The sequence below is a fragment of the Vibrio sp. QJM3NY_27 genome, from assembly GCF_057785955.1.
The window spans coordinates 159,112-178,807 of sequence record NZ_CM173511.1 but is presented as its reverse complement, the minus strand read 5'-3'; the positions used below and the strand labels follow the sequence as shown (position 1 = coordinate 178,807).

The following is a 19,696-nucleotide window of genomic DNA, read 5'->3' as shown; positions in this document are numbered from 1 at the left end:
AGGTAGAAAAACGAAACACTGGATCTCCTTACCATCAACCAATTCCTTACTAACACAGTTGCCCATGAAGTCGCTATTCATTGTGGGGATATTCGTCAGTTTGTACTACAAAAAGTGGCAGCCGAAATAAAGCTCAAAACAGCTAAATAGTCCTCATAAACAAAAGAAAAATAGCGCTCATTGAGCGCTATTTTTGATGAAACCGTGACTTTTTAAAGCGAGTGATAGGCCTTATACCAATCCGCGAAAGCTTTTGCTCCCTCTTGGATCTTCACTTGAGGCTTGTAGCCAACGGCTTCAAACAGATCTTCCGTATCAGCATAAGTCGCGTACACATCACCCGGTTGCATTGGCATGAAGTTCTTTTTCGCTTCAATACCTAGAGCACTTTCTAATGCTTCGATGTAGTCCATTAGTTTAACTGGGCTGCCATGGCCGATGTTAAACACGCGATACGGAGCAGAACTGGTCGCTGGCGAGCCTTGCTCCACAGTCCAATCTGGCTGCTTAGCCGGAATACGATCTTGAACACGAATAATACCTTCAACAATATCATCGATATAAGTGAAATCACGCATCATGTCGCCATTGTTGTAGATGTCGATCTGTTTGCCCGCTACGATTAGATTCGCAAACTTAAACATCGCCATATCAGGGCGACTCCAAGGGCCGTAAACCGTAAAGAAGCGAAGGCCTGTCGTTGGTACGTCATATAAATGAGAATAGGTATGTGCCATCAACTCATTCGACTTCTTAGTCGCGGCGTACAGTGAGATAGGGTGATCAACACTGTCTGCTGTATGGAATGGCATTTTTTGGTTCAGGCCATAAACAGAGCTCGATGAAGCGTAAACTAGGTGTTCAACTTTGTTATGACGACAACCTTCTAGAATAGCCAAGTGGCCAACAAGGTTGCTGTCAGCATACGCCATTGGGTTATCAATTGAGTAACGAACGCCAGCTTGCGCTGCTAAATGAATCACACGGTCAAACTTTTGTTCAGCAAACAGCGAAGCCATTCCTTCTCTATCAGCAAGATCTAACTCGATAAAGGTCAGGTTCTCATGTTCAATGCGTTTTAGTCGGTCATGTTTTAAAGAGACTTCGTAGTAATCATTTAAGTTATCAATACCGATAACCTCATGTCCTGCCGCACATAGTCGCTCTGACACTGCGGAGCCAATAAAACCGGCAACGCCAGTTACTAAATATTTCATTCTACTATTCTCAATTCGTATCATTAATGTAATTGTAGCGACTAGCCCGCATATCTACTAGCAGTAAAAAGTGAACGTAAGTTTAGTTTTTTTAAACTTGGCACTCTTTACAAAAGAACGTATTCCGCTGCCCTATTTTTAACTCTTGGATTAGAGCTTCACAGTTAGGGCACTTTTCACCGGCTTTCCCATAGACTTGTAGCTCTTGGGCGAAATACCCCGGCTTGCCATCTGCTTGCGCGAAATCTTTTAAAGTGGTGCCACCTTGTTTTATAGCAGTGGCAAGTACCTCTTTAATCTCTTGAGTTAACAAGATCCACTCGGCTTGAGTTATCTTGTTAGCAGGGCGAAGTGGATGAATTCTTGAAGAAAATAATGCTTCGTTGGCGTAGATGTTTCCCACGCCTACCACTACTTTGTTGTCCATAATGAACTGTTTGACGGCAACCTTACGCTTTTCTGCCTTTTCAGCAATGTAGTCTGCATTGAAGTCATCGGTTAACGGCTCAGGACCAGAACCCAATAATACAGTATGTATCTCATCAGGCGCCGACCATAACCACGCACCAAAGCGACGCGGATCGTTGTAACGCAATATCTTGCCATTGGTTAACTTAAGATCCACGTGATCGTGTTTTGCTGGCGGGAAATCTGCGTCTAACACGCGCAGTGAACCAGACATCCCAAGGTGAACAATGGCTGTTCCGGTATCAGTTTCTATCAATAGGTACTTAGCTCGGCGTGAGATAGAGCGAATCACCTGTCCTTCTAGTTGCTTAAGTTCTTGAGGGATATCCCAACGCAGTTTCGGTGTACGAAAAGTCAGAGTCTTTATCTTCTCACCGACTAAATGAGGCGAGATCCCCATGCGGCTTACTTCAACTTCGGGTAATTCAGGCATAGTTAGTCGTCCGATTTAGGTGGTTTGTCTGATATAGGTAGCTTGTCTGCTTTAAAGATATGGTCTGATTTAAATGAATCTTCCGAGCTAAAGCTTGGAAACAAGTAGCTCTCTTCAATAGACACCGCCAACCACTGATCATTCCAGTTTTTTAGCAGCCAGAACTGAGGCAGTTGATAATAGGTAATGCGTTGTGGTTCTTCTTGATCTTGATACCACACCTCGATAGTGTGCGGGGTATTCAGTTGTGGTGAGAGGTCTGTATAGGTTTGAGAATCGACTTCGGTGCCCACAAGTTCCTGCCATCGCTGCGACAACTCTTGCGCATTGGTAGTTTGAGGAAGTGTTGTATCTTGAAATTGATAAACCCAATGATCGTCTTCTAGCACAACGGACCAATTAGCAAAGTGCAAAGCTTGAAGCTCAGCTGCTGGATTTAAAAGAGAAGGATAAAGGCTGCTGACCGTAACTTCAGGTTCGGGCTCGATCAAATAAGCTTTGATCAATGTTGGAAGGTTTAACACCCCAATAAAAGCAATCACACTGAACATGAGTATGTTGTTCCATCGGCGTCCACGATATCTCATCTGATTCTGCTCATCTAACCTATTGAGTGTTCAGTATATCGTGAAAAAGGCGATACTTGCTATGTTGCGCTGTTTTCTATCACATAAGCCCATCGGCAAGTGTAACGTCTGTGCGGTAGGTGCCAAATTGAGCCAAATTGAGCCAATGAAACTTACGCCTCTCAAAAACACTGAGTCTTCTCGAAAAAGCTTAAGCTTCTCAAAAAACCTCAGGTTTCTCAAAATACTGGGGCTTCCTAAATTTTGGGCATAAAAAAACCCAGCTATAAGCTGGGTTTTTAATTTATTCTTCTATAAAAGAAGAGACAAAGGGGCTATCAATTACTTGATTTTAGCTTCTTTGTACATAACGTGCTGGCGAACTACTGGATCAAACTTTTTGATCTCAAATTTGCCTGGCATGTTACGCTTGTTCTTGTCAGTTGTGTAGAAGTGACCAGTTCCAGCAGAAGATACTAGACGGATTTTCTCACGAATGCCTTTAGCCATTGCTTAATTCCTCTTAAACGTTTTCGCCACGTGCACGGATATCAACAAGAACAGCATCGATGCCTTTCTTATCAATAATACGCATGCCTTTAGCAGTTAGACGTAGTTTAACAAAACGTTTTTCGCTCTCTACCCAGAAACGGTGAGTTTGTAGGTTCGGCAGAAAACGACGCTTGGTAGCATTGCGTGCGTGTGAACGGTTATTACCCGTTACTGGACGCTTACCAGTTACTTGACATACTCGGGACATGAATGTCTCTCCAAATCGTTTCAGCTCGATATCAACCTTGGTGGCCGAACCTCTCTATCAATTCTGAAAATAGAGGTAAAAACCATAATGGAAAATCCATTCAAGGCTATCAAAGGTCGCGTATTATACTAACTTGACATGCATTGCTCAAGACCCGAACAGATCCTTTTTAAGGATTTCGTGATCTTTTTTTGAACAGGGCAGCTATTTGAGTAATCAGAGCTGATTTAAGGTTCTAAAATGTGGGCGGAATGATAGCAGATTTAACGCAACTAACAACCTAAAATGTGATTCAAATCCATCCGCGCTCTGCAAAAGAGATAACTTCGCCATCTCCAACCACAAAATGGTCGAGAATTCGGATGTCCACCAGCGCCAATGCGTCGGTTAATCTGCGTGTAATTCGCCTATCTGCTTGGCTTGGCTCCGCAACACCAGAAGGATGGTTGTGCGCTAGGATTAATGCTGCTGCATTATGATGAAGTGCCCGTTTCACTACTTCTCTAGGGTAAACTGATGCGGCATCGATGGTTCCTTCAAACATCACTTCATCCTTTATTACCCTGTTTTGATTATCTAGGAACAAGATATAGAAGGCTTCTCGCTGGCGATCGCGCAATATACTCGAAAGATACAACTTGGTATGGCTTGGGCTAGTGAGTGCATCACCTCGAGATAAAGTTTCGGCTAAATAACGTTGCGTCATCTCTAAAACGGCCTGCAACTGAACATATTTCGCCTGCCCCATCCCTTTATGAGCACAAAACTCAGTCTCGGTTGCAGAAAAAAGTTGGCGCAGCGAACCAAAATCTTTGATCAACTTGTCAGAAAGCTCTAAAACGTTCATTCCTTGTGTACCCGTTCGAAGAAATATCGCTAACAACTCCGCATCACTTAGAGAATCTGGCCCTCGACTCAGTAACTTTTCTCTTGGCATCGACTCAACCGGCATCTTACTTATAGGCATATAAAGGCTATTTAGGGTGATGAATACGATCCATCACCCTAATCCGTTTGTCTACGGAGAGCTTCCACAGCGTTATAAAGAAGACTAATGCCTAGCAAAACCGTGTAATTGATAGGTTTGATAACACCAACTTGATGAGCATCAAGTCTGTTCGAATTCTGCTTCTAGGCACTAATCCTTTGTTCTGATATCGTAAGTCCCAGAGAAATTAAGGAACAGAATCATGCAAACATTGGTTAATCAACTGAGCAGCGCTGACCAACAAGGCCTAGCAGGGAAAAAAATCCTCCTTGGCATTAGTGGTGGTATCGCTGCGTATAAATGTGCCGAACTGACTCGACGCTTAATTGAACGTGGTGCGCAGGTACAAGTCGTCATGACGAATGCAGCCAAGGAGTTCATCACTCCTCTCACCATGCAAGCCGTCTCTGGAAGGCCAGTGTCTGATAGTTTGCTTGATCCTGCTGCTGAAGCTTCCATGGGGCACATCGAACTGGCGAAATGGGCTGACCTAGTCTTATTAGCACCCGCAACCGCTGATCTTATTGCACGCATGACCGCAGGCATGGGTAACGACCTACTGACCACTTTGGTTTTAGCAACCGATGCGCCAGTTGCGGTATCTCCTGCAATGAACCAACAGATGTACAGCCACCCAGCGACTCAAGAGAACATCGCGACGCTAAAACGTCGTGGCTGTGAAATCTGGGGCCCTGCCGCAGGCGAACAAGCGTGTGGTGATGTCGGCATGGGTCGTATGCTAGAACCAATGCAGCTCGTGCACCGTTGTGAAGACTTCTTCCAGCCTAAGCCGCTTGCTGGCCGTTCGGTGTTGATTACTGCGGGTCCAACTCGTGAAGCCATCGACCCGGTGCGTTACATTACTAACCACAGCTCAGGCAAGATGGGCTATGCACTGGCTGAAGCGGCCGCGAAACAAGGCGCAACAGTGACTCTAATCAGTGGCCCTGTCTCATTAGCGACGCCAAACCAGGTTAATCGTATTGATGTCGACAGCGCACAACAGATGTTTGATGCTGTGAGTACCAATGCAGCTCAACACGATATATTCATTAGCTGCGCTGCAGTAGCCGACTATCGTCCACTGTCCATTGCAGACCAAAAGCTTAAAAAGGTCGATGGTAAAGACGACATGACCATTCAAATGGTTAAGAACCCAGACATTGTCGCTTCTGTTGCCTCAATGACAGAAGGCCGTCCATTTACTGTCGGCTTCGCTGCAGAAACTCAAGATGTTGAGAAGTACGCGCGCGGCAAACTGGAAAGAAAGAACCTCGATATGATTTGTGCTAACGATGTCTCTGTCGAAGGCCAAGGCTTCAATAGCAGCAGTAATGAATTGCACCTTTATTGGAAAGACGGTGATAAATCTCTGCCACTGGATAGCAAAGACACACTTGGTTTCCAGATCCTCGATCAGATCCAACAGCTTATTGGTGCATAAACGCACAAATTTGCTCTGACAATCTGCTGACACCTCTCGATTCTGTTGACCTAGGGCTCACAAAACTAGGAAACAGAATTGAATGGTGTTTATAATCCTGCTTCACTCAATCCTCATCTTTAGGAAAGGAAGTAAATAGATGGCTGGTACTCGAAAATCAAACCGTCGTGAAGAAATCCTACAAGCTCTCGCACAAATGTTGGAATCGACCGAAGGTGCTTCTCGTATCACAACGGTAAAGTTGGCCAAGCAAGTCGGCGTATCTGAAGCTGCGCTCTACCGCCACTTCCCAAGCAAAGCTCGCATGTTTGAAGGCCTGATCGAGTTCATTGAAGAAGCGTTGATGTCTCGAATCAACCGTATTCTCGATGAAGAAAAAGACACTCTTGAGCGTATCCGCCTCGTGATGCAACTTATCTTAGTCTTTTCTGAGCGCAACCCTGGTTTGACTCGTATTTTGTCGGGCCATGCCCTAATGTTTGAGAATGAGCGCCTGCGTGAACGCATCAATCAGCTTTTTGAGCGTATTGAGACTCAACTTCGCCAGATCTTACGTGAAAGGAAGCTTCGTGAAGGGAAATCGTTCCCTGTTGATGAGAAGATCTTAGCGGCTCAACTGCTCGGTCAGGTTGAAGGCAGTCTGAATCGATTTGTTCGCTCTGATTTCAAATATCAACCGACAGAAAACTTTGATGCTTATTGGGCACTGCTGAGCGCTCAGATTAAGTAGCAATCAAATTCAGTAGCAATCAAATCTTAAGTGATGGTTATGACGACGAAAACTTCTCCGACAAACAGCACGGCACAACACGTTATTACTAAGCCACCTTTTACTCTGGCACTGCTCCACCCTAAATACTGGGGAGTGTGGTTCGGTTTTGGGCTATTGGCGCTTATCGTTAATGTTCTCCCTTACCGTATATTATTACTGCTAGGTCGTTCATTGGGCTCTCTTGGGGCTCGCTATGGTAAAAAGCGCGTAGCGGTCGCAACACGTAACTTGGAACTCGCCTTCCCAGACAAGCCTGCAGATGAAGTCGCTGCCATGGTCAGTGAGAACTTTAAGAATACTGGTATGGCGCTGATCGAAACCGGCATTACATGGTTCTGGCCAACGTGGCGTTTCAAGCGAATCCTTGTCGATAAAGACACTCAAGCACTGCGTACGCACAAAGCCAACGGTAAAGGTGTTCTTCTATGCTGTGTGCATGCCTTGAACTTAGAGATCACTGCGCGAGCAATGGCCGTTCTTGGTATTTCTGGTTTAGGTGTTTACCGCCCGCACAACAACCCAGCTTATGAATTCATTCAATACCGTGGTCGTACTCAGAACGGCAACCGCCTTATCCACCGTAAAGACGTGAAGCGTATGATTCGAATCCTGCGTCAGGGTGAGATCCTTTTCTACCTGCCGGATCATGACTACGGCCGCAACAAGTCTGTGTTTGTGCCTTTCTTCGCTGTAGAAGATGCGTGTACCACAACAGGCACCAGTATTCTGGCTTACACTAGCCGATGCGCTCTTGTTCCGGGTTCAGGGTTTAGGAATGCCGATGGTAAGTATGAAATCATGGCGGATGAGTCAATCGAAGATGACTATCCACGCAAAGATGAAAAAGCCGCAGCCGCTTATCTAAACCGCTATCTTGAGAAAATTATCTTACGAGCACCAGAACAATGGATGTGGCTACACAAGCGCTTCAAAACAATGGAAGACCCAGAAGTTGAGCGCGGCATTCGTTACAAATAGAGTAGCCGTTATAAATAGAGTAGCCGGCGCCTATCTTCAGATAAGAAAGCAGCTCACCTCATAGAAAAGTAAAAGGCCCGAAAGAGTTATCTCTCGGGCCTTTTTGCTTTTTCGATTCTTAACCTAGAGCGCTAAACCATCAGGTTCAACTTCTTCAGTTTACGAACTAAATACCATATTGAGCGCGGTACGCTTTTACTGACTCAAGATGTGCTGCGTCTGTGCCTTTCTCTTCAAGGAAAGTCACCAGATCAGTCAGGCTAACGATTGAGATAATCGCACAACCGAAGTCACGTTCAACTTCTTGAATCGCAGACAGCTCGCCTTTGCCTTTCTCTTGACGGTCAATAGCAACCAGAACACCCGCTAAGTCAGCGCCGTTTGCTTGGATGATTTCCATCGACTCACGGATCGCAGTACCTGCAGTGATCACGTCATCCACTAGCATGATACGACCTTCAAGTTCGCTACCCACTAGGTTGCCACCTTCACCGTGGTTCTTCGCTTCTTTACGGTTGAAACAGTAAGGCGTGTCCACATCGTGGTGATCAGCAAGTGCAACCGCTGTTGTCGTTGCAATTGGGATACCTTTGTACGCAGGGCCAAATAGTACGTCGAACTCAATACCTGAATCTGCCAATGCTGCTGCGTAGAAGCGACCTAAGCGTGCTAGGTCACGACCTGTATTAAACAATCCAGCATTGAAGAAGTAAGGGCTCTTACGGCCAGACTTTAAAGTAAACTCACCAAACTTAAGTACTTCTTTCTCTAGTGCAAATTCAATAAATTCACGTTGATATGCTTTCATGTTCTTCCTCTACGTTTATTCAATAAAACTTAATTAACTTAAACTCTTCTTAGTATCTTCTTAGTAGTCGTGTTTTCCGCTAGGCAACAAGCTTGCGAACCTCGTGAGCTTACGAGTAGTAAGTGATTCGGGTGAGTAAGCACAGTTAACAACGCGGAAGGCGCGAATACGACGAAGATAAAAAAATAGCCCCCAAATGGGAGCTATTAAATGATTAGTCGGCCAACGCAGCTTTCTGCGCTTCGACGATATCGACAATGCCCTTATTCGCCAGGGCCAAAAGCTGCATCAGCTCTTCGTGGCTGAACGGTTCGCCTTCTGCGGTGCCTTGAATCTCAATCATCTTACCGTCTTCCGTCATTACAACGTTCATGTCGGTATCGGCTGCTGAGTCTTCAACATACTCAAGGTCACACAGTGCTTGTGCACCAACGATGCCCACTGAAACTGCCGCTACGTGGCCTTTCATTGGGTTCTTTTTCAGTTTACCGCTTGCTAGTAGGCTGTTGATAGCGTCGGCCATTGCAACGCTTGCACCTGAAATAGAAGCAGTACGTGTACCGCCGTCTGCTTGGATAACATCACAATCGACAGTGATCATGATTTCACCCAGTACTTTCAGATCAACTACAGCACGCAGGCTACGAGCGATCAGACGTTGGATTTCCATCGTACGACCACCTTGCTTGCCGCTCGCCGCTTCACGACGGTTACGAGTGTGCGTTGCTCGTGGAAGCATACCGTATTCAGCGGTTACCCAACCCTTTCCTTGGCCTTTTAACCAACGCGGCACGTTTTCTTCTACCGTCGCATTACATAGAACTTTAGTGTTGCCGAACTCAACTAATACAGAACCTTCAGCATAAGCTGTGTAGTTACGAGTAATTTTAATTGGACGAATTTGATCTACAGCGCGGTCATTTGGACGCATTGGTATCTACCTTATTAACAGTCTGAAGTGATTTACTATCGAAAGAGTGCATCACCTAAGAAAGGGGTGAGACAGTTTTGATTGGGGCAAGATTATATAGCAGTTTATCTTTCAAATCTATTTACCGTTCAAATCTACTGCTCGCTACAAGCTATGATCGCGAAAAGCGACAGGCTTCGGGAGCACCCCATATCGTGATACTATTCGTGCGCGTTATTTTCAGAATGATAAAAGACAGGAAAATTCGATGATTTATAGTATGACTGCGTACGCACGCAAAGAAGTAAAAGGCGATTGGGGTACAGCAGTATGGGAAATCCGTAGTGTAAACCAACGCTACCTAGAAACTTACTTCCGTATGCCTGAACAGTTCCGTGGTTTAGAGCCAATCCTACGTGAGCGTTTCCGTAAGCGTCTAGCGCGCGGCAAGGTTGAATGTAACCTACGTTTTGAAGCCAACCCAGCAGCGAAAGGCGAGCTAAGCATTAACGAAGGTTTGGCTCAGCAAGTAATCAATGCTGCTAACCAAGTAATGACCATGACAGGTGAAGACAGCCGTCTGAACCCATTCCAAGTTATGAACTGGCCTGGCGTGATGGAAACGCCAGAGCAAGACATGGATGCCATCAACAAAGATCTACTGGAAGCATTCAACGATGCCATCGCAGAGTTCATTGATGCTCGTGCTCGTGAAGGCGAAAACATGAAGGCACTCATCGTACAGCGCTTAGATGCTATCACTGAAGAAGTTGTTAAAGTTCGTGCTCGCATGCCTGAGATCTTAGAATGGCAACGTGAACGCCTTCTTAATAAGTTTGAAGATGCGAAAATTGAACTTGAAGGCTCTCGTGTTGAGCAAGAACTTATCCTGTTAGCACAGAAGTCAGACGTAGCAGAAGAACTTGATCGCCTAGACTCTCACGTGAAAGAAGCGAATGTCGTCTTGAAGAAAGGTGGCGCTTGTGGCCGTAAGCTTGACTTCATGATGCAAGAGTTCAACCGTGAATCAAACACGCTGGCATCTAAGTCTATCAGCACAGACATCACAGCATCAGGCGTAGAGCTTAAGGTTCTTATCGAACAGATGCGTGAGCAGATCCAGAATATTGAATAGTATTTCATGCGCCTTCAATAGATACTTAACCTCATGAAAATAAAGAAACTTAGTGTAATTAACAATTTCATTAGATTTCATAAGTGGTGACAAAATCTCTTTTAGATGGTGACATAATTGGTGACAGATATTCATAGCAATGATACGTTGCTTGTTATCTGTCACCAAATTTTTATAACCTATGAATGACGCACAATTAAAAGCCAAATTAAAAGAAGGTAAAGTTGGGAAGTTTAAGGTAGATACTGGTCTCTACTTTCGAGTAACCGATCAAGGTAATGCCTTTTGGGTGCTCCGTTATTCGATTAACGGTAAACGGAGAGAGCTGACAATTGGCAGGTATGGTAAAGTACCTGAAGGTATCCCCCTTAGTGACGCAAAACTACAAGCTCTACAGATTCGAGCATCGATAAAGAATGGAACCGATCCTCTTGCAGAAAAAAAGAGGCAGCAACTCCCTCAATTTCAAACAGTCGACGATGTTGCAAAAGACTGGCTCACCGAGTGCGAACGTCACTTAAAAAACCCTCAAATTCCTGCTCGTGTATACCGCAAAGACATCTCCCCGTACATTGGAGAATTAGATGTTGATAAAGTAAGTTCTCGGGATATTATCCAAATCATCCGCCTAATTAATCAAAGTGGTCGCCCTTCAATTTCAAATGATGCATTGAACTACTGTAAACAGCTATTTAACCACGCTCTAAAACTGGATCTATTACAAAATAATCCAGCAGCTCCATTTACAGAAAAGGATGCAGGTGGAACAGAAAAAGCCAGAGAGAGAGTTTTATCACTCAAAGAAATTGAAACCATTTTTCAAGTCTTTCGTGAATATTCAGATATCATGACCCGTGAAAACTACCTTGCCATCGCCATGCTCATCATCTTTGGCGTACGTAAAGGAGAGTTAATCGCAGCACAATGGAGTGAATTTGATTTTCATAACATGAATTGGGCACTTCCCGCTGAAAGAACGAAAACGGGCGTAAAAATCGTTATACCGATTCCTGAGAAAACATTAAATTTGTTCAAAGAATTACATGTAAGGGCCAATGGTTCGGATTATCTTTTTCCTTCGCGTCGAGCGAGCAGAAGGAGGAAATACATTAGCGATGACACACTAAATCACGCACTCGCCAAGCTGTTTGGTAAAAAAGTAGACTCAAAAAAGCAACCACTACCCAACATCCTTGGAGAGCATGGAATCGAGCATTTTGTTGTACATGATCTAAGAAGAACCTGTCGCAGCCTTCTAGCAGAAAACGGTGTTCCTAGCCATGTAGCAGAGCGTTGTCTTAACCACAAGGTTAAGGGGGTTGAAGGTATTTATGATAGATATGATTATTTAGAAGAGCGCAGAAGTGCTCTAAATGCACTGTCGAGCTTAATTATTCAAATTATTTATGAATTAGGCAACGATAGTTCACCTTTGCTTAACTAGATACCTTGATAGAGTTTCGATCGATTAACAAATTTCAATCGAAACTCAGTAAGTATTTATTCTCATTAATTTGACATTCTTAATGTATAAAATCTTGCACTAGATAACTAAATCAACACAGAGAGATACAAATGAACTCTACAGCACTGTTATTTTAAATCATTACTGATAGTTTTTTGAGACACCCCTAACCGAGTAGCTATTTGTTGTTGTGTATGACCGGCTTCCCTTAACCGTGCAGCCTCATTTCTACGAGCCTCTATACTACTAGGTTGAAAAGTTGACAAAGTACCTTCTGTGAACCCATTCGCATCATAACTATTGATTCTAATCTGTTGTCCATTTTGATTAGTTCCGGTAACTGTTAATTCACCGTTATTACACTCTACATTAAAGTTAACTAATCCTGCACTTTGAATTATCCCGGGCAAAGCAGTTACATCGCATGTGTTAGCCATACCTTCGGAACCGTTAGGTAGTATTGTTTTTGGTGGTTTAGCCATAGTCTGTTCTCACATATCTTTACTTACTAGAATTACTAGTAAATACTAGTAATTCAGTAATTGCAATAACTTTAATGCGCCTACAAGATGATTTTTATTAACTTTGCACTTCAGTTGCAACTATACCAATCTTCTTAAGCTGAGCTCTTACTTTATCCAGTGTCAACCCCGTTTCTAGAGCGATCTGTGTCTGAGTCACTCCTTTCGCACGTAGCTCAACAATAATTTGTTGCTCAGGTGAAAGATTGCTTAAGAACTTTAACTTGAGGTCCTCTGCGATGTACTTCCTTTCTGGGTCACTTACATACATTGCCTCAATTTCATTTTCATCAAATTCAGAAAACCCAAAATCAAACTTCCTCTTTGAGCTTTCTATGCCAGAACTAGAATCTACTTCTTTCTTAAGCTTTTCCTCTAGAGCTTTCTTTTTCCTAGTTTCAGTACTGTCTTTTGAACGGTGATTTTCTGTACGTGTATACATGCTATAGGCTCTATCCTTAGCGATTGTATCAATCAAACCACCAATTGAGCCGTCCTCATCAAACGTTAGACTTCCTAGCGGTTTCATAAGCAAATCTGCCAAAACCATGGATTTAAAGTCTACAAATAAATGCTCAACCGAAAAAGACAATGATTTTTCTATTGATTTGAAGCTCTTATAAAAAATAGCTTTAAGTTTTGATTCATAACGTTTTCCTAAGATAGTAAATGCTGAAGAGTTCCCTTTCACGCTACCCGAAAAAAGTTCTTTGTCTGTTGAGTTATTGGAATAAATGAACATAGATCAGCCTTATTAATCATGCAGTTATATGAATTATATAAATAACACTTAAACATCTATCACACCACTATATTAGATAGGAAAGGCTGAATATTTGTCTATTCACATTTATTCCCCTCAATTGAAATCTAAGAATTTCAAGGGTTTGCCTTGCCTCTACCATTTCCCAGAAAACCATCGGTAAAGATAACTCTGGGGGATGAAGTATCCCATTGCTTAGGGGCAAGAGGGTTAAAAAATTATCCGCTTTCCCACTTTTCAAAAAACCGTCGGTAGAGATAAGTAAGGGGGATGAAATATCCCATTACTTAGGGCAGAGGATTAAAAATTTTATCCACTTCCCCCACTTTTCAAAAAGCCGTCGGTAGAGATAAGTAAGAGGGATGAAATATCCCATGACTTAGGGCAAAGGATTAAAAATTTTTATCCACTTCCCCCACTTTTCAAAAAACCGTCGGTAGAGATAAGTAAGGGGGGATGAAATGTCCCATTACTTAGGCAAGAGGATTAAGAAGTTTGGAAATAAACACACAGAGCAAAACACGCCTTTTCATCAGAGCAAATGAGCTTTCCGAAGCCTTAGGTATAAGCCTTTCCACATTGTGGCGCTATAGGAAGTCTGGCGTGATTCCCGCCCCAATTGCTTTAGGCCCAAGAATTGTTGGTTGGCGAACAAGCGACATTCAGAACTGGTTAAACAACCAATAAGGAAATTTTATGAACATATCGATAAAAGCACTCAAAAACTTGTTTTCAAAAAAGAAAACAAGACCAACACAAAAAGAATTGGATAACTGTAGAGTTATATTAATGCCGCTCAGTTATACGAGTCCAATGCAAGAAGAAAGAAAAAAATTACAATCTCAGAGAAAAATCAAAAGGGATTGGGAGGATGTTGAAAATGAAGCTTTGCAGTACTTAATGCAAAGTGGAATAGAAGACCCAACCCCTAAGCAATGCAGACAGACGTTGATAAAAGCAATCAAGAAGCCACTTTACCCTGACCTATAAAGGACTCAGACCAGATCGCCGCTAAGTCAGCTTTAGGCTAAACCTAAAATACACGCTAAAGCCAATCAAGATAAGGGGTTGGCGTGTATTCACCTCTGAATACATACGTTAGGTTTTCTGCAAAAAAACCTAATACATTCAAAGAGTTTACATTGAACACATCAAGAGAAAGAAATATGACTCGCTCAAAGCCAAAATCAAACACTGAAAAGACAATAACCTTGCGTGTTACAAGACACCAATATAACCGAGTAACTCAAGCAGCGGAAGAAAAAAACATGAATAACTCCGCCTTTATTCGCTCAGTAGTCGAAGACCGACTCACTCAACAAGATACAAATAAAAAAATAGATTTACTCGAAAGGCGATTAGAAAAGCGAATATTCGAGATGGTCGCCTCAATTGCAGGGCTTGATGAACATCAGCGTCTACAAGCTAAAAAACAATATCTGTCGAACCTAAAGCCTGAGGCTAAGTAATGAATTCAGTTTTTAGCACTTATAAAGTCCTCATGTTCTCGTTGGCTAGCATAGTATTATCTATCCCTGTCACTTTTATCACGGTGAACATCTACTGGGACATGTCATCTAGTCTCAATATCATGCTCTTACTCACTGTATTACTTGATTTCATTTCTACTTTAAGAAGTCCAACACCACCAATAGACTTGAGTACATTGTGGGAGCTATTTGCCCATAGTAAATATTCTGGATTAATCTTTCAGTTTATCGGCATTCCATTTTTATTGTCATTCACGTTATCAGTCTTATTTATTGTACTTTGCTTGAAAAGCAGAGTGTCGTCTAAACAATTAACTCACGTGAGTGGCCCCAAGTTTTACTTGGGAAATAAAGCCATCAAACATGCTCAATCGAAGCATAAACATGACTTGAAAAGTAGCCGTATGACGCCATGTGGTGTCAACATTCATCCCAAAATTAAAATCACTCAAGCAAGAGAGCAAAACAACTTTCTCATACTAGGAACGACTGGTGCAGGCAAGTCAACCGTATTCAAGCCCCTCGTTGAGCAAGCTATTGAACGGGGTGATAACGCTGTTATCTATGACGAGAAAGCGGAATATACAGAGAGCTTTTATCACAAAGAAACAAGCATATTAATCGCACCTTGGGACAAAAGAAGTGCGAAATGGAACATTTCTGAAGATATAAAAAGCAAGCAAGATGCAGAATTATTCGCACAATGCCTAATCCCGAGATCCCCTAGTGCAGACCCTTTATGGGATCAAGGGGCTCGAATTATTCTCGTCAGCATGCTGATGAGATTAATCAACGAACAAAGGAACGCATGGGGGTGGTGTGACCTATACAAACAACTCACATTTAGCCCAGAAAAAGCACGTTCCATATTTGTTGAGCATTACCCTTTAGCCAATACTCTACTTGAGCCCAACTCAAAAACAACTCAGAGCTTTTATGTTCACATTATGAGTAAGTTAAGCTGGATTGAAGATTTAGCAAAAGCATGGCCTCCACAATTCAAAAAAGAATTCAGTCTTAGTCGGTGGGTCAAGAAAGATAGTGCAAAGCGCATCGTAATAATTCAAGCAGATAGCCAGTTTCAAAATCTCGGTGAGCCTCTATGTAATGCAATTATTTCATTCATGACTAGGCACTATTTGAGTGGCAGCAATCCATCTAAAAAAAGAACTTGGTTATTCATTGATGAGTTTGCCAACCTTCCACGCAACCCGAGCATTTCTAAATGGTTAGAACTTGCACGAGCTAATGGCGCACGATCAGTACTTTGTACTCAGTCGATCTCACAACTCCACGATATCTATGGGAAAGACGAAGCAAACACCATTCTCAACTTATTGTCCAACGTCATCGCTTTTCGAATGGGAGCGGCGGGGAGCGATGCAGAAGACACTGCGAATATTTTTGGGCAGTACGAAGCAGAGATTCCAGACTACGAAAATCGCAAGCGAATCGGAACAAGGATCGATAAGCCACTAGTTAAAAAATCAGATCTTGTTCAACTAGCTCAGCCGACCCGAAGAGGTGTCGAAGGGTATATGCAAATACCTGGCTGGGAGTCGGTTTACAAACTGAGATGGCCTTTATTCAAAAGTGTTCGGAATGCCAAAAAGAAAATACCAGCAAAATGGTTAACAGACTCAAAACCAAGAAAACAAGCAATAAATAAGAATCAAACAAATCGACTAAATAAAAGGGATGCAAACCATGATGTCAATTAGCCCAGTAAACAACATCGCTTATTACGCTGACTTGGCGAAAGAAGATTATTACTCTGGGCATGGGGAGCCCAAAGGTACTTGGTCTGGGCTTGGTAGTAAGCTTTTTGGACTAGAGCATCAAATTATCAATGACAATGATTACCAAATGCTGATGACTGGCTTTTCACCTTCAGGTGATGCACTCGTTCAAAATGCAGGTAAAGATAATCGTCGGGCAGCATGGGATTGCACCCTTAGCGCCCCGAAGAGTGTAAGTCTTATATGGGCTAGCTCTTCACCTCAATTAAAAAATAAAATTGAGAAAGCCAAAAAAACAGCGGTACAAAAAACCATTAGCTTTATGGAACACCAAGTTGCACTGACACGCAGAGGTAAAAAGTCTTCGCTCTATGAGCGCACATCGGGTCTTGTCTTTGCTTGCTTCAATCACTGTACAAATAGAAATGAAGACCCACAGTTACATACACACCTGTTAGTTCTGAATGTAGCTCCTCGCCTCGACGATACATGGGGAGCCATTGCTTCTGATAGCCTTTATCATTGGAAAATGGCTGCTGGTGCTATATATCGGGCTGAACTTGCATTTCAATTGCAAACACTAGGCTTTGGCATAGAACGGGATGGCGATTCTTTTCATATAAAAGGGGTATCAAAACAAGCATGTGATGCCTACTCCAGCCGAGCCAAAGAGATTGAGAGTGGACTAAAAAAAGCTGGTATAAAAAGCAGTTCCAGTAAACAAGGCGCTCGCTTTAAAACTCTAACTAGAAAAGCGAAAAAAAATGTCGAACGAGGCCAGCTATTACAACGCTGGAAAAGTGAACTCGAAAGATATGGGCTGTCAGAATCTTACATTGAAACCTTAACTCACTCTGAAAAAACAATGACCTCTGTTGAATTAGAACAAGACCTAACCTTATCGGAACTCATTGACAAAAAAGCAGTTTTTACCGAGCAAGAACTTTTCAAGGCTGTTGCAGTACAAGCTTCACACCGCGGCATCAATGCCACTCAAGCTGAAGAATTATCACTATTAATGATAGAAAGCGAAGAGCTAATACCTTTGCAATCGAAAAACGCATTTTCCCGTCAATTCACAACTGAAGATGTACTTTCATGTGAACGGCTAATGGTTCATGACGCACAAACTTTAGCGGAGCGTCATACAAAAAACGTTAGCATTGAGCTAGTAAATGACGCTGTTACAACTGCTCAAAAACAATTGGGATTTTCTTTTGACGAAGAGCAAAAAGAAGCTATTCAGTACACATTGTGTTCGGGTGACTTCTCAATCACTCAGGGCAGTGCTGGCGCAGGAAAAACAACACTAATGCTTGCGGCAAAACTTGCTTATGAAAAGCAAGAATTGACTATAAAAGGAGCCTGCATTGCGAAGAAAGCAGCCGATAACCTAACTCAAGAAACTGGGATTCAATCTTATACCGTAGCCTCCTTGGCTACAGCGATTAACAATAATAGACACCCTCTTAATAAGGTCGATGTGCTAGTCGTGGATGAAGCAGGGTTACTACCCAGTACTGACTTGCAATTGCTACTTTACGAAGCAAAGGTATCAAACTGCAAAGTCATTCTCACAGGAGAAGATAAGCAGCTAGATGCTATCAATCGCGGCGGTGCCTTGCGCTTTCTATCTCGACCTGAAATTCTCGGTACACAACGAATAGAAACAATCCGCCGCCAACGAAATAGGTGGGCAAAGCAAGTCGTTGTAGATCTCCGAGATAAGCGTTCAGAGCGAGCACTGAATACTCTACAACAGCACAACTGCCTGCACTGGGCGAGTAACAATGACGAAGCTATACAAGCACTCATCAAAGATTGGAATCACTATCAAAAGGCATACCCAGAGAAACAATCGTTAGTCATTGCTCGTGAATGGAAAGACGTCAAAAAACTAAGTAAAGCGATTAGAGAGATCTACATCAAAGACGGTCAAGTTGGCACTGAGAACGTTAAGCTAACTTGCAGTGTTGCAGATAAACGCTTTGATTATGACTATTCCGTAGGCGACAGGGTCAAGTTTTGCCGCAATGAATACAGGCAATTACAGGTGTCTAACGGTACATTTGGAACTATATCTTCGATAACTCAATTAGATGACGATGTACGGTTGTCTGTATTGCTTGATGATGAACGAACAATTTCATTTTTAGCATCAGAATACAGTGACGAGATTGGTGTCAATTTATGCCACGCTTACGCATTAACAGTTTTCAGTTCACAAGGTACTACTGTTGATGGAAATACATTTACTCTCTATTCAGGCAGAATGGCCCAGCGAGAAACTTATGTGGCTCTCAGTCGTCATAAAGATGAATCTCACGTCTATATCAATGAAGCTGAAGTAAATGAGCGTGTAAGGTCATATGGTGAGGATTTGGAGCTAACTGATGAGTTAAGGCAGGCTGAGTTAGCTAAGTTAATGAAACAAGATCATCGCGCTTCTTTAGCTACTGAGTATTTAGATGAGGAAGTACAACACGTAAAATCAATTCAATGGCTTTCTGTCTGCGATTAAAGCGTTTATAGGGGTAATTAGCAGTAAGTAGACCGATTTAGATTGCTGGTTTTCATTAGAGCTAACCTCGTCTTCTTCAATGGCCGTAAGCCAAAACCAGGGATGCTCGCAGTTACATTGAGCATCACTTTCATTGCTTAAAGAAAACTTCTTCCCACAATCCCAACACCATATATGAAACTCACCACAAGCATCACATTTACCAATACTGGAAATAGAGACTGCTGAAGCAGTAAATCCGATTCCCATAGGGGCATCCCAAAGAACCAACCCCCTTTCAGCTCTTTCGTCACAATTATTACTGAGACAATCATCCCATGACTCAAGATCGACATTCTCCAGCTCTTCCAAAGACACGATCTTAAGGTTGATAAAGTCCTGCGCCCTCTTTTTTGCAGCAGTACTATAGCCATTAGGACAAACTAGAATTCCTGCCTTTGATGAGCAATCGATCATCATTCCGTGGAAACTCTCCACATCTTTGACATTTAGAGGGCGATTATATTTCTTTGCATCTACAATTATTCTTCGATTTCTATCGTCGCCAAAACGGGAGTCAATTAAGACATCTACCTGCCGGGTCGTTTGACTTAAACACCCCTTAATCTTGGCATTAGGCATTACTGTTACACTAGGAGACTGATAATCTTCAGAGCACAATTCAGCGACAAACCTTTCGTACTTCTTCCAACTTGTCATAACAGCCTCAAAATATCGA

General features: G+C 42.8%; 21 protein-coding genes. 10 read left to right on the top strand and 11 right to left on the bottom strand.

Features of this window, described 5'->3' with window-relative positions:
- Positions 1–212: 212 nt before the first annotated feature.
- The 6 genes from AC3CIA_RS00810 to radC all read right to left on the bottom strand — a co-directional run bounded on the left by AC3CIA_RS00810 (position 213) and on the right by radC (position 4,411).
- Positions 213–1,217: an NAD-dependent epimerase gene (locus tag AC3CIA_RS00810; RefSeq protein WP_237300517.1), complete on the bottom strand. Its 1,005-nt coding sequence runs from the start codon at positions 1,215–1,217 to the stop codon at positions 213–215.
- Between the two features lie 91 nt (positions 1,218–1,308).
- On the bottom strand, positions 1,309–2,118 hold the full coding sequence (gene mutM, locus AC3CIA_RS00805) for a bifunctional DNA-formamidopyrimidine glycosylase/DNA-(apurinic or apyrimidinic site) lyase (protein ID WP_488518346.1): 810 nt from the start codon (positions 2,116–2,118) through the stop codon (positions 1,309–1,311).
- Between the two features lie 2 nt (positions 2,119–2,120).
- A complete protein-coding gene (locus tag AC3CIA_RS00800; RefSeq protein ID WP_488518345.1) occupies positions 2,121–2,705 on the bottom strand; it encodes a hypothetical protein in 585 nt (194 codons plus the stop codon).
- A 321-nt stretch (positions 2,706–3,026) separates the two neighbouring features.
- Positions 3,027–3,194: a 50S ribosomal protein L33 gene (gene rpmG / locus AC3CIA_RS00795; RefSeq protein ID WP_002535344.1), complete on the bottom strand. Its 168-nt coding sequence runs from the start codon at positions 3,192–3,194 to the stop codon at positions 3,027–3,029.
- A 13-nt stretch (positions 3,195–3,207) separates the two neighbouring features.
- Positions 3,208–3,444 (bottom strand): 50S ribosomal protein L28, encoded by a 237-nt coding sequence (rpmB, locus tag AC3CIA_RS00790; RefSeq protein ID WP_004728407.1) that lies wholly within the window; start codon positions 3,442–3,444, stop codon positions 3,208–3,210.
- A gap of 292 nt (positions 3,445–3,736) precedes the next feature.
- On the bottom strand, positions 3,737–4,411 hold the full coding sequence (gene radC, locus AC3CIA_RS00785) for a RadC family protein (protein ID WP_026012282.1): 675 nt from the start codon (positions 4,409–4,411) through the stop codon (positions 3,737–3,739).
- 223 nt (positions 4,412–4,634) lie between these two features.
- Here radC and coaBC point away from each other — a divergent pair, with 223 nt between their 5' ends.
- The 3 genes from coaBC (at position 4,635) to lpxL (ending at position 7,626) form a co-directional block, all read left to right on the top strand.
- Entirely contained in the window at positions 4,635–5,876 is a 1,242-nt protein-coding gene (gene coaBC, locus AC3CIA_RS00780; protein ID WP_488518344.1) for a bifunctional phosphopantothenoylcysteine decarboxylase/phosphopantothenate--cysteine ligase CoaBC, read from the top strand.
- Positions 5,877–6,015: 139 nt separating this feature from the next.
- Positions 6,016–6,606 carry a nucleoid occlusion factor SlmA gene (slmA, locus tag AC3CIA_RS00775; RefSeq protein WP_016768952.1) on the top strand — a complete coding sequence of 197 codons (591 nt, stop codon included), beginning with the start codon at positions 6,016–6,018 and terminating at the stop codon, positions 6,604–6,606.
- A 39-nt stretch (positions 6,607–6,645) separates the two neighbouring features.
- Positions 6,646–7,626, top strand: a complete 981-nt coding sequence (gene lpxL, locus AC3CIA_RS00770; RefSeq protein WP_114634199.1) for an LpxL/LpxP family Kdo(2)-lipid IV(A) lauroyl/palmitoleoyl acyltransferase — start codon at positions 6,646–6,648, stop codon at positions 7,624–7,626.
- Positions 7,627–7,792: 166 nt separating this feature from the next.
- Here lpxL and pyrE read toward each other — a convergent pair whose 3' ends face one another.
- Both pyrE and rph read right to left on the bottom strand, forming a co-directional pair.
- A complete protein-coding gene (gene pyrE, locus AC3CIA_RS00765) occupies positions 7,793–8,434 on the bottom strand; it encodes an orotate phosphoribosyltransferase (RefSeq protein ID WP_004735727.1) in 642 nt (213 codons plus the stop codon).
- Positions 8,435–8,648: 214 nt separating this feature from the next.
- The gene (rph, locus tag AC3CIA_RS00760; RefSeq protein WP_135455775.1) at positions 8,649–9,365 is read right to left on the bottom strand and encodes a ribonuclease PH; all 717 of its coding nucleotides are present in this window, start codon (positions 9,363–9,365) and stop codon (positions 8,649–8,651) included.
- 247 nt (positions 9,366–9,612) lie between these two features.
- On the opposite strand from rph, the gene AC3CIA_RS00755 reads away from it, so the two are divergent.
- Both AC3CIA_RS00755 and AC3CIA_RS00750 read left to right on the top strand, forming a co-directional pair.
- On the top strand, positions 9,613–10,479 hold the full coding sequence (locus tag AC3CIA_RS00755) for a YicC/YloC family endoribonuclease (RefSeq protein WP_017075362.1): 867 nt from the start codon (positions 9,613–9,615) through the stop codon (positions 10,477–10,479).
- 181 nt (positions 10,480–10,660) lie between these two features.
- On the top strand, positions 10,661–11,923 hold the full coding sequence (locus tag AC3CIA_RS00750) for a tyrosine-type recombinase/integrase (protein WP_327785025.1): 1,263 nt from the start codon (positions 10,661–10,663) through the stop codon (positions 11,921–11,923).
- 149 nt (positions 11,924–12,072) lie between these two features.
- Here AC3CIA_RS00750 and AC3CIA_RS00745 read toward each other — a convergent pair whose 3' ends face one another.
- Together AC3CIA_RS00745 and AC3CIA_RS00740 are read right to left on the bottom strand one after the other, a co-directional pair.
- The gene (locus tag AC3CIA_RS00745) at positions 12,073–12,426 is read right to left on the bottom strand and encodes a helix-turn-helix domain-containing protein (RefSeq protein WP_327785024.1); all 354 of its coding nucleotides are present in this window, start codon (positions 12,424–12,426) and stop codon (positions 12,073–12,075) included.
- Between the two features lie 97 nt (positions 12,427–12,523).
- Positions 12,524–13,207 carry an RNA polymerase sigma factor gene (locus AC3CIA_RS00740; RefSeq protein WP_327785023.1) on the bottom strand — a complete coding sequence of 228 codons (684 nt, stop codon included), beginning with the start codon at positions 13,205–13,207 and terminating at the stop codon, positions 12,524–12,526.
- Positions 13,208–13,723: 516 nt separating this feature from the next.
- Between AC3CIA_RS00740 and AC3CIA_RS00735 the strand changes: the two genes are divergently transcribed.
- The 5 genes from AC3CIA_RS00735 to mobF all read left to right on the top strand — a co-directional run bounded on the left by AC3CIA_RS00735 (position 13,724) and on the right by mobF (position 18,978).
- Positions 13,724–13,915 carry a helix-turn-helix transcriptional regulator gene (locus AC3CIA_RS00735; RefSeq protein ID WP_327785022.1) on the top strand — a complete coding sequence of 64 codons (192 nt, stop codon included), beginning with the start codon at positions 13,724–13,726 and terminating at the stop codon, positions 13,913–13,915.
- Between the two features lie 9 nt (positions 13,916–13,924).
- Complete coding sequence (locus AC3CIA_RS00730) at positions 13,925–14,218, top strand: hypothetical protein (protein WP_327785021.1); 294 nt, start codon at positions 13,925–13,927, stop codon at positions 14,216–14,218.
- A gap of 176 nt (positions 14,219–14,394) precedes the next feature.
- Entirely contained in the window at positions 14,395–14,697 is a 303-nt protein-coding gene (locus AC3CIA_RS00725) for a hypothetical protein (RefSeq protein ID WP_102572541.1), read from the top strand.
- On the top strand, positions 14,697–16,439 hold the full coding sequence (locus tag AC3CIA_RS00720) for a type IV secretion system DNA-binding domain-containing protein (RefSeq protein ID WP_327785020.1): 1,743 nt from the start codon (positions 14,697–14,699) through the stop codon (positions 16,437–16,439). The genes AC3CIA_RS00725 and AC3CIA_RS00720 overlap by 1 nt, the downstream gene beginning before the upstream one ends.
- Positions 16,426–18,978: a MobF family relaxase gene (mobF, locus tag AC3CIA_RS00715; protein WP_488518343.1), complete on the top strand. Its 2,553-nt coding sequence runs from the start codon at positions 16,426–16,428 to the stop codon at positions 18,976–18,978. The genes AC3CIA_RS00720 and mobF overlap by 14 nt, the downstream gene beginning before the upstream one ends.
- Here mobF and AC3CIA_RS00710 read toward each other — a convergent pair.
- The gene (locus AC3CIA_RS00710; RefSeq protein WP_327785018.1) at positions 18,949–19,677 is read right to left on the bottom strand and encodes a restriction endonuclease; all 729 of its coding nucleotides are present in this window, start codon (positions 19,675–19,677) and stop codon (positions 18,949–18,951) included. The two genes, mobF and AC3CIA_RS00710, sit on opposite strands and share 30 nt — an antisense overlap.
- Positions 19,678–19,696: the final 19 nt, after the last annotated feature.

What these genes read in the sequence shown, in the direction of transcription:
- AC3CIA_RS00810 (WP_237300517.1), bottom strand. Translation starts at nt 1,217, where the DNA reads ATGAAATATTTAGTAACTGGCGTTGCCGGTTTTATTGGCTCCGCAGTG.
- mutM (WP_488518346.1), bottom strand. Translation starts at nt 2,118, where the DNA reads ATGCCTGAATTACCCGAAGTTGAAGTAAGCCGCATGGGGATCTCGCCT.
- AC3CIA_RS00800 (WP_488518345.1), bottom strand. Translation starts at nt 2,705, where the DNA reads ATGAGATATCGTGGACGCCGATGGAACAACATACTCATGTTCAGTGTG.
- rpmG (WP_002535344.1), bottom strand. Translation starts at nt 3,194, where the DNA reads ATGGCTAAAGGCATTCGTGAGAAAATCCGTCTAGTATCTTCTGCTGGA.
- rpmB (WP_004728407.1), bottom strand. Translation starts at nt 3,444, where the DNA reads ATGTCCCGAGTATGTCAAGTAACTGGTAAGCGTCCAGTAACGGGTAAT.
- radC (WP_026012282.1), bottom strand. Translation starts at nt 4,411, where the DNA reads ATGCCTATAAGTAAGATGCCGGTTGAGTCGATGCCAAGAGAAAAGTTA.
- coaBC (WP_488518344.1), top strand. Translation starts at nt 4,635, where the DNA reads ATGCAAACATTGGTTAATCAACTGAGCAGCGCTGACCAACAAGGCCTA.
- slmA (WP_016768952.1), top strand. Translation starts at nt 6,016, where the DNA reads ATGGCTGGTACTCGAAAATCAAACCGTCGTGAAGAAATCCTACAAGCT.
- lpxL (WP_114634199.1), top strand. Translation starts at nt 6,646, where the DNA reads ATGACGACGAAAACTTCTCCGACAAACAGCACGGCACAACACGTTATT.
- pyrE (WP_004735727.1), bottom strand. Translation starts at nt 8,434, where the DNA reads ATGAAAGCATATCAACGTGAATTTATTGAATTTGCACTAGAGAAAGAA.
- rph (WP_135455775.1), bottom strand. Translation starts at nt 9,365, where the DNA reads ATGCGTCCAAATGACCGCGCTGTAGATCAAATTCGTCCAATTAAAATT.
- AC3CIA_RS00755 (WP_017075362.1), top strand. Translation starts at nt 9,613, where the DNA reads ATGATTTATAGTATGACTGCGTACGCACGCAAAGAAGTAAAAGGCGAT.
- AC3CIA_RS00750 (WP_327785025.1), top strand. Translation starts at nt 10,661, where the DNA reads ATGAATGACGCACAATTAAAAGCCAAATTAAAAGAAGGTAAAGTTGGG.
- AC3CIA_RS00745 (WP_327785024.1), bottom strand. Translation starts at nt 12,426, where the DNA reads ATGGCTAAACCACCAAAAACAATACTACCTAACGGTTCCGAAGGTATG.
- AC3CIA_RS00740 (WP_327785023.1), bottom strand. Translation starts at nt 13,207, where the DNA reads ATGTTCATTTATTCCAATAACTCAACAGACAAAGAACTTTTTTCGGGT.
- AC3CIA_RS00730 (WP_327785021.1), top strand. Translation starts at nt 13,925, where the DNA reads ATGAACATATCGATAAAAGCACTCAAAAACTTGTTTTCAAAAAAGAAA.
- AC3CIA_RS00725 (WP_102572541.1), top strand. Translation starts at nt 14,395, where the DNA reads ATGACTCGCTCAAAGCCAAAATCAAACACTGAAAAGACAATAACCTTG.
- AC3CIA_RS00720 (WP_327785020.1), top strand. Translation starts at nt 14,697, where the DNA reads ATGAATTCAGTTTTTAGCACTTATAAAGTCCTCATGTTCTCGTTGGCT.
- mobF (WP_488518343.1), top strand. Translation starts at nt 16,426, where the DNA reads ATGATGTCAATTAGCCCAGTAAACAACATCGCTTATTACGCTGACTTG.
- AC3CIA_RS00710 (WP_327785018.1), bottom strand. Translation starts at nt 19,677, where the DNA reads ATGACAAGTTGGAAGAAGTACGAAAGGTTTGTCGCTGAATTGTGCTCT.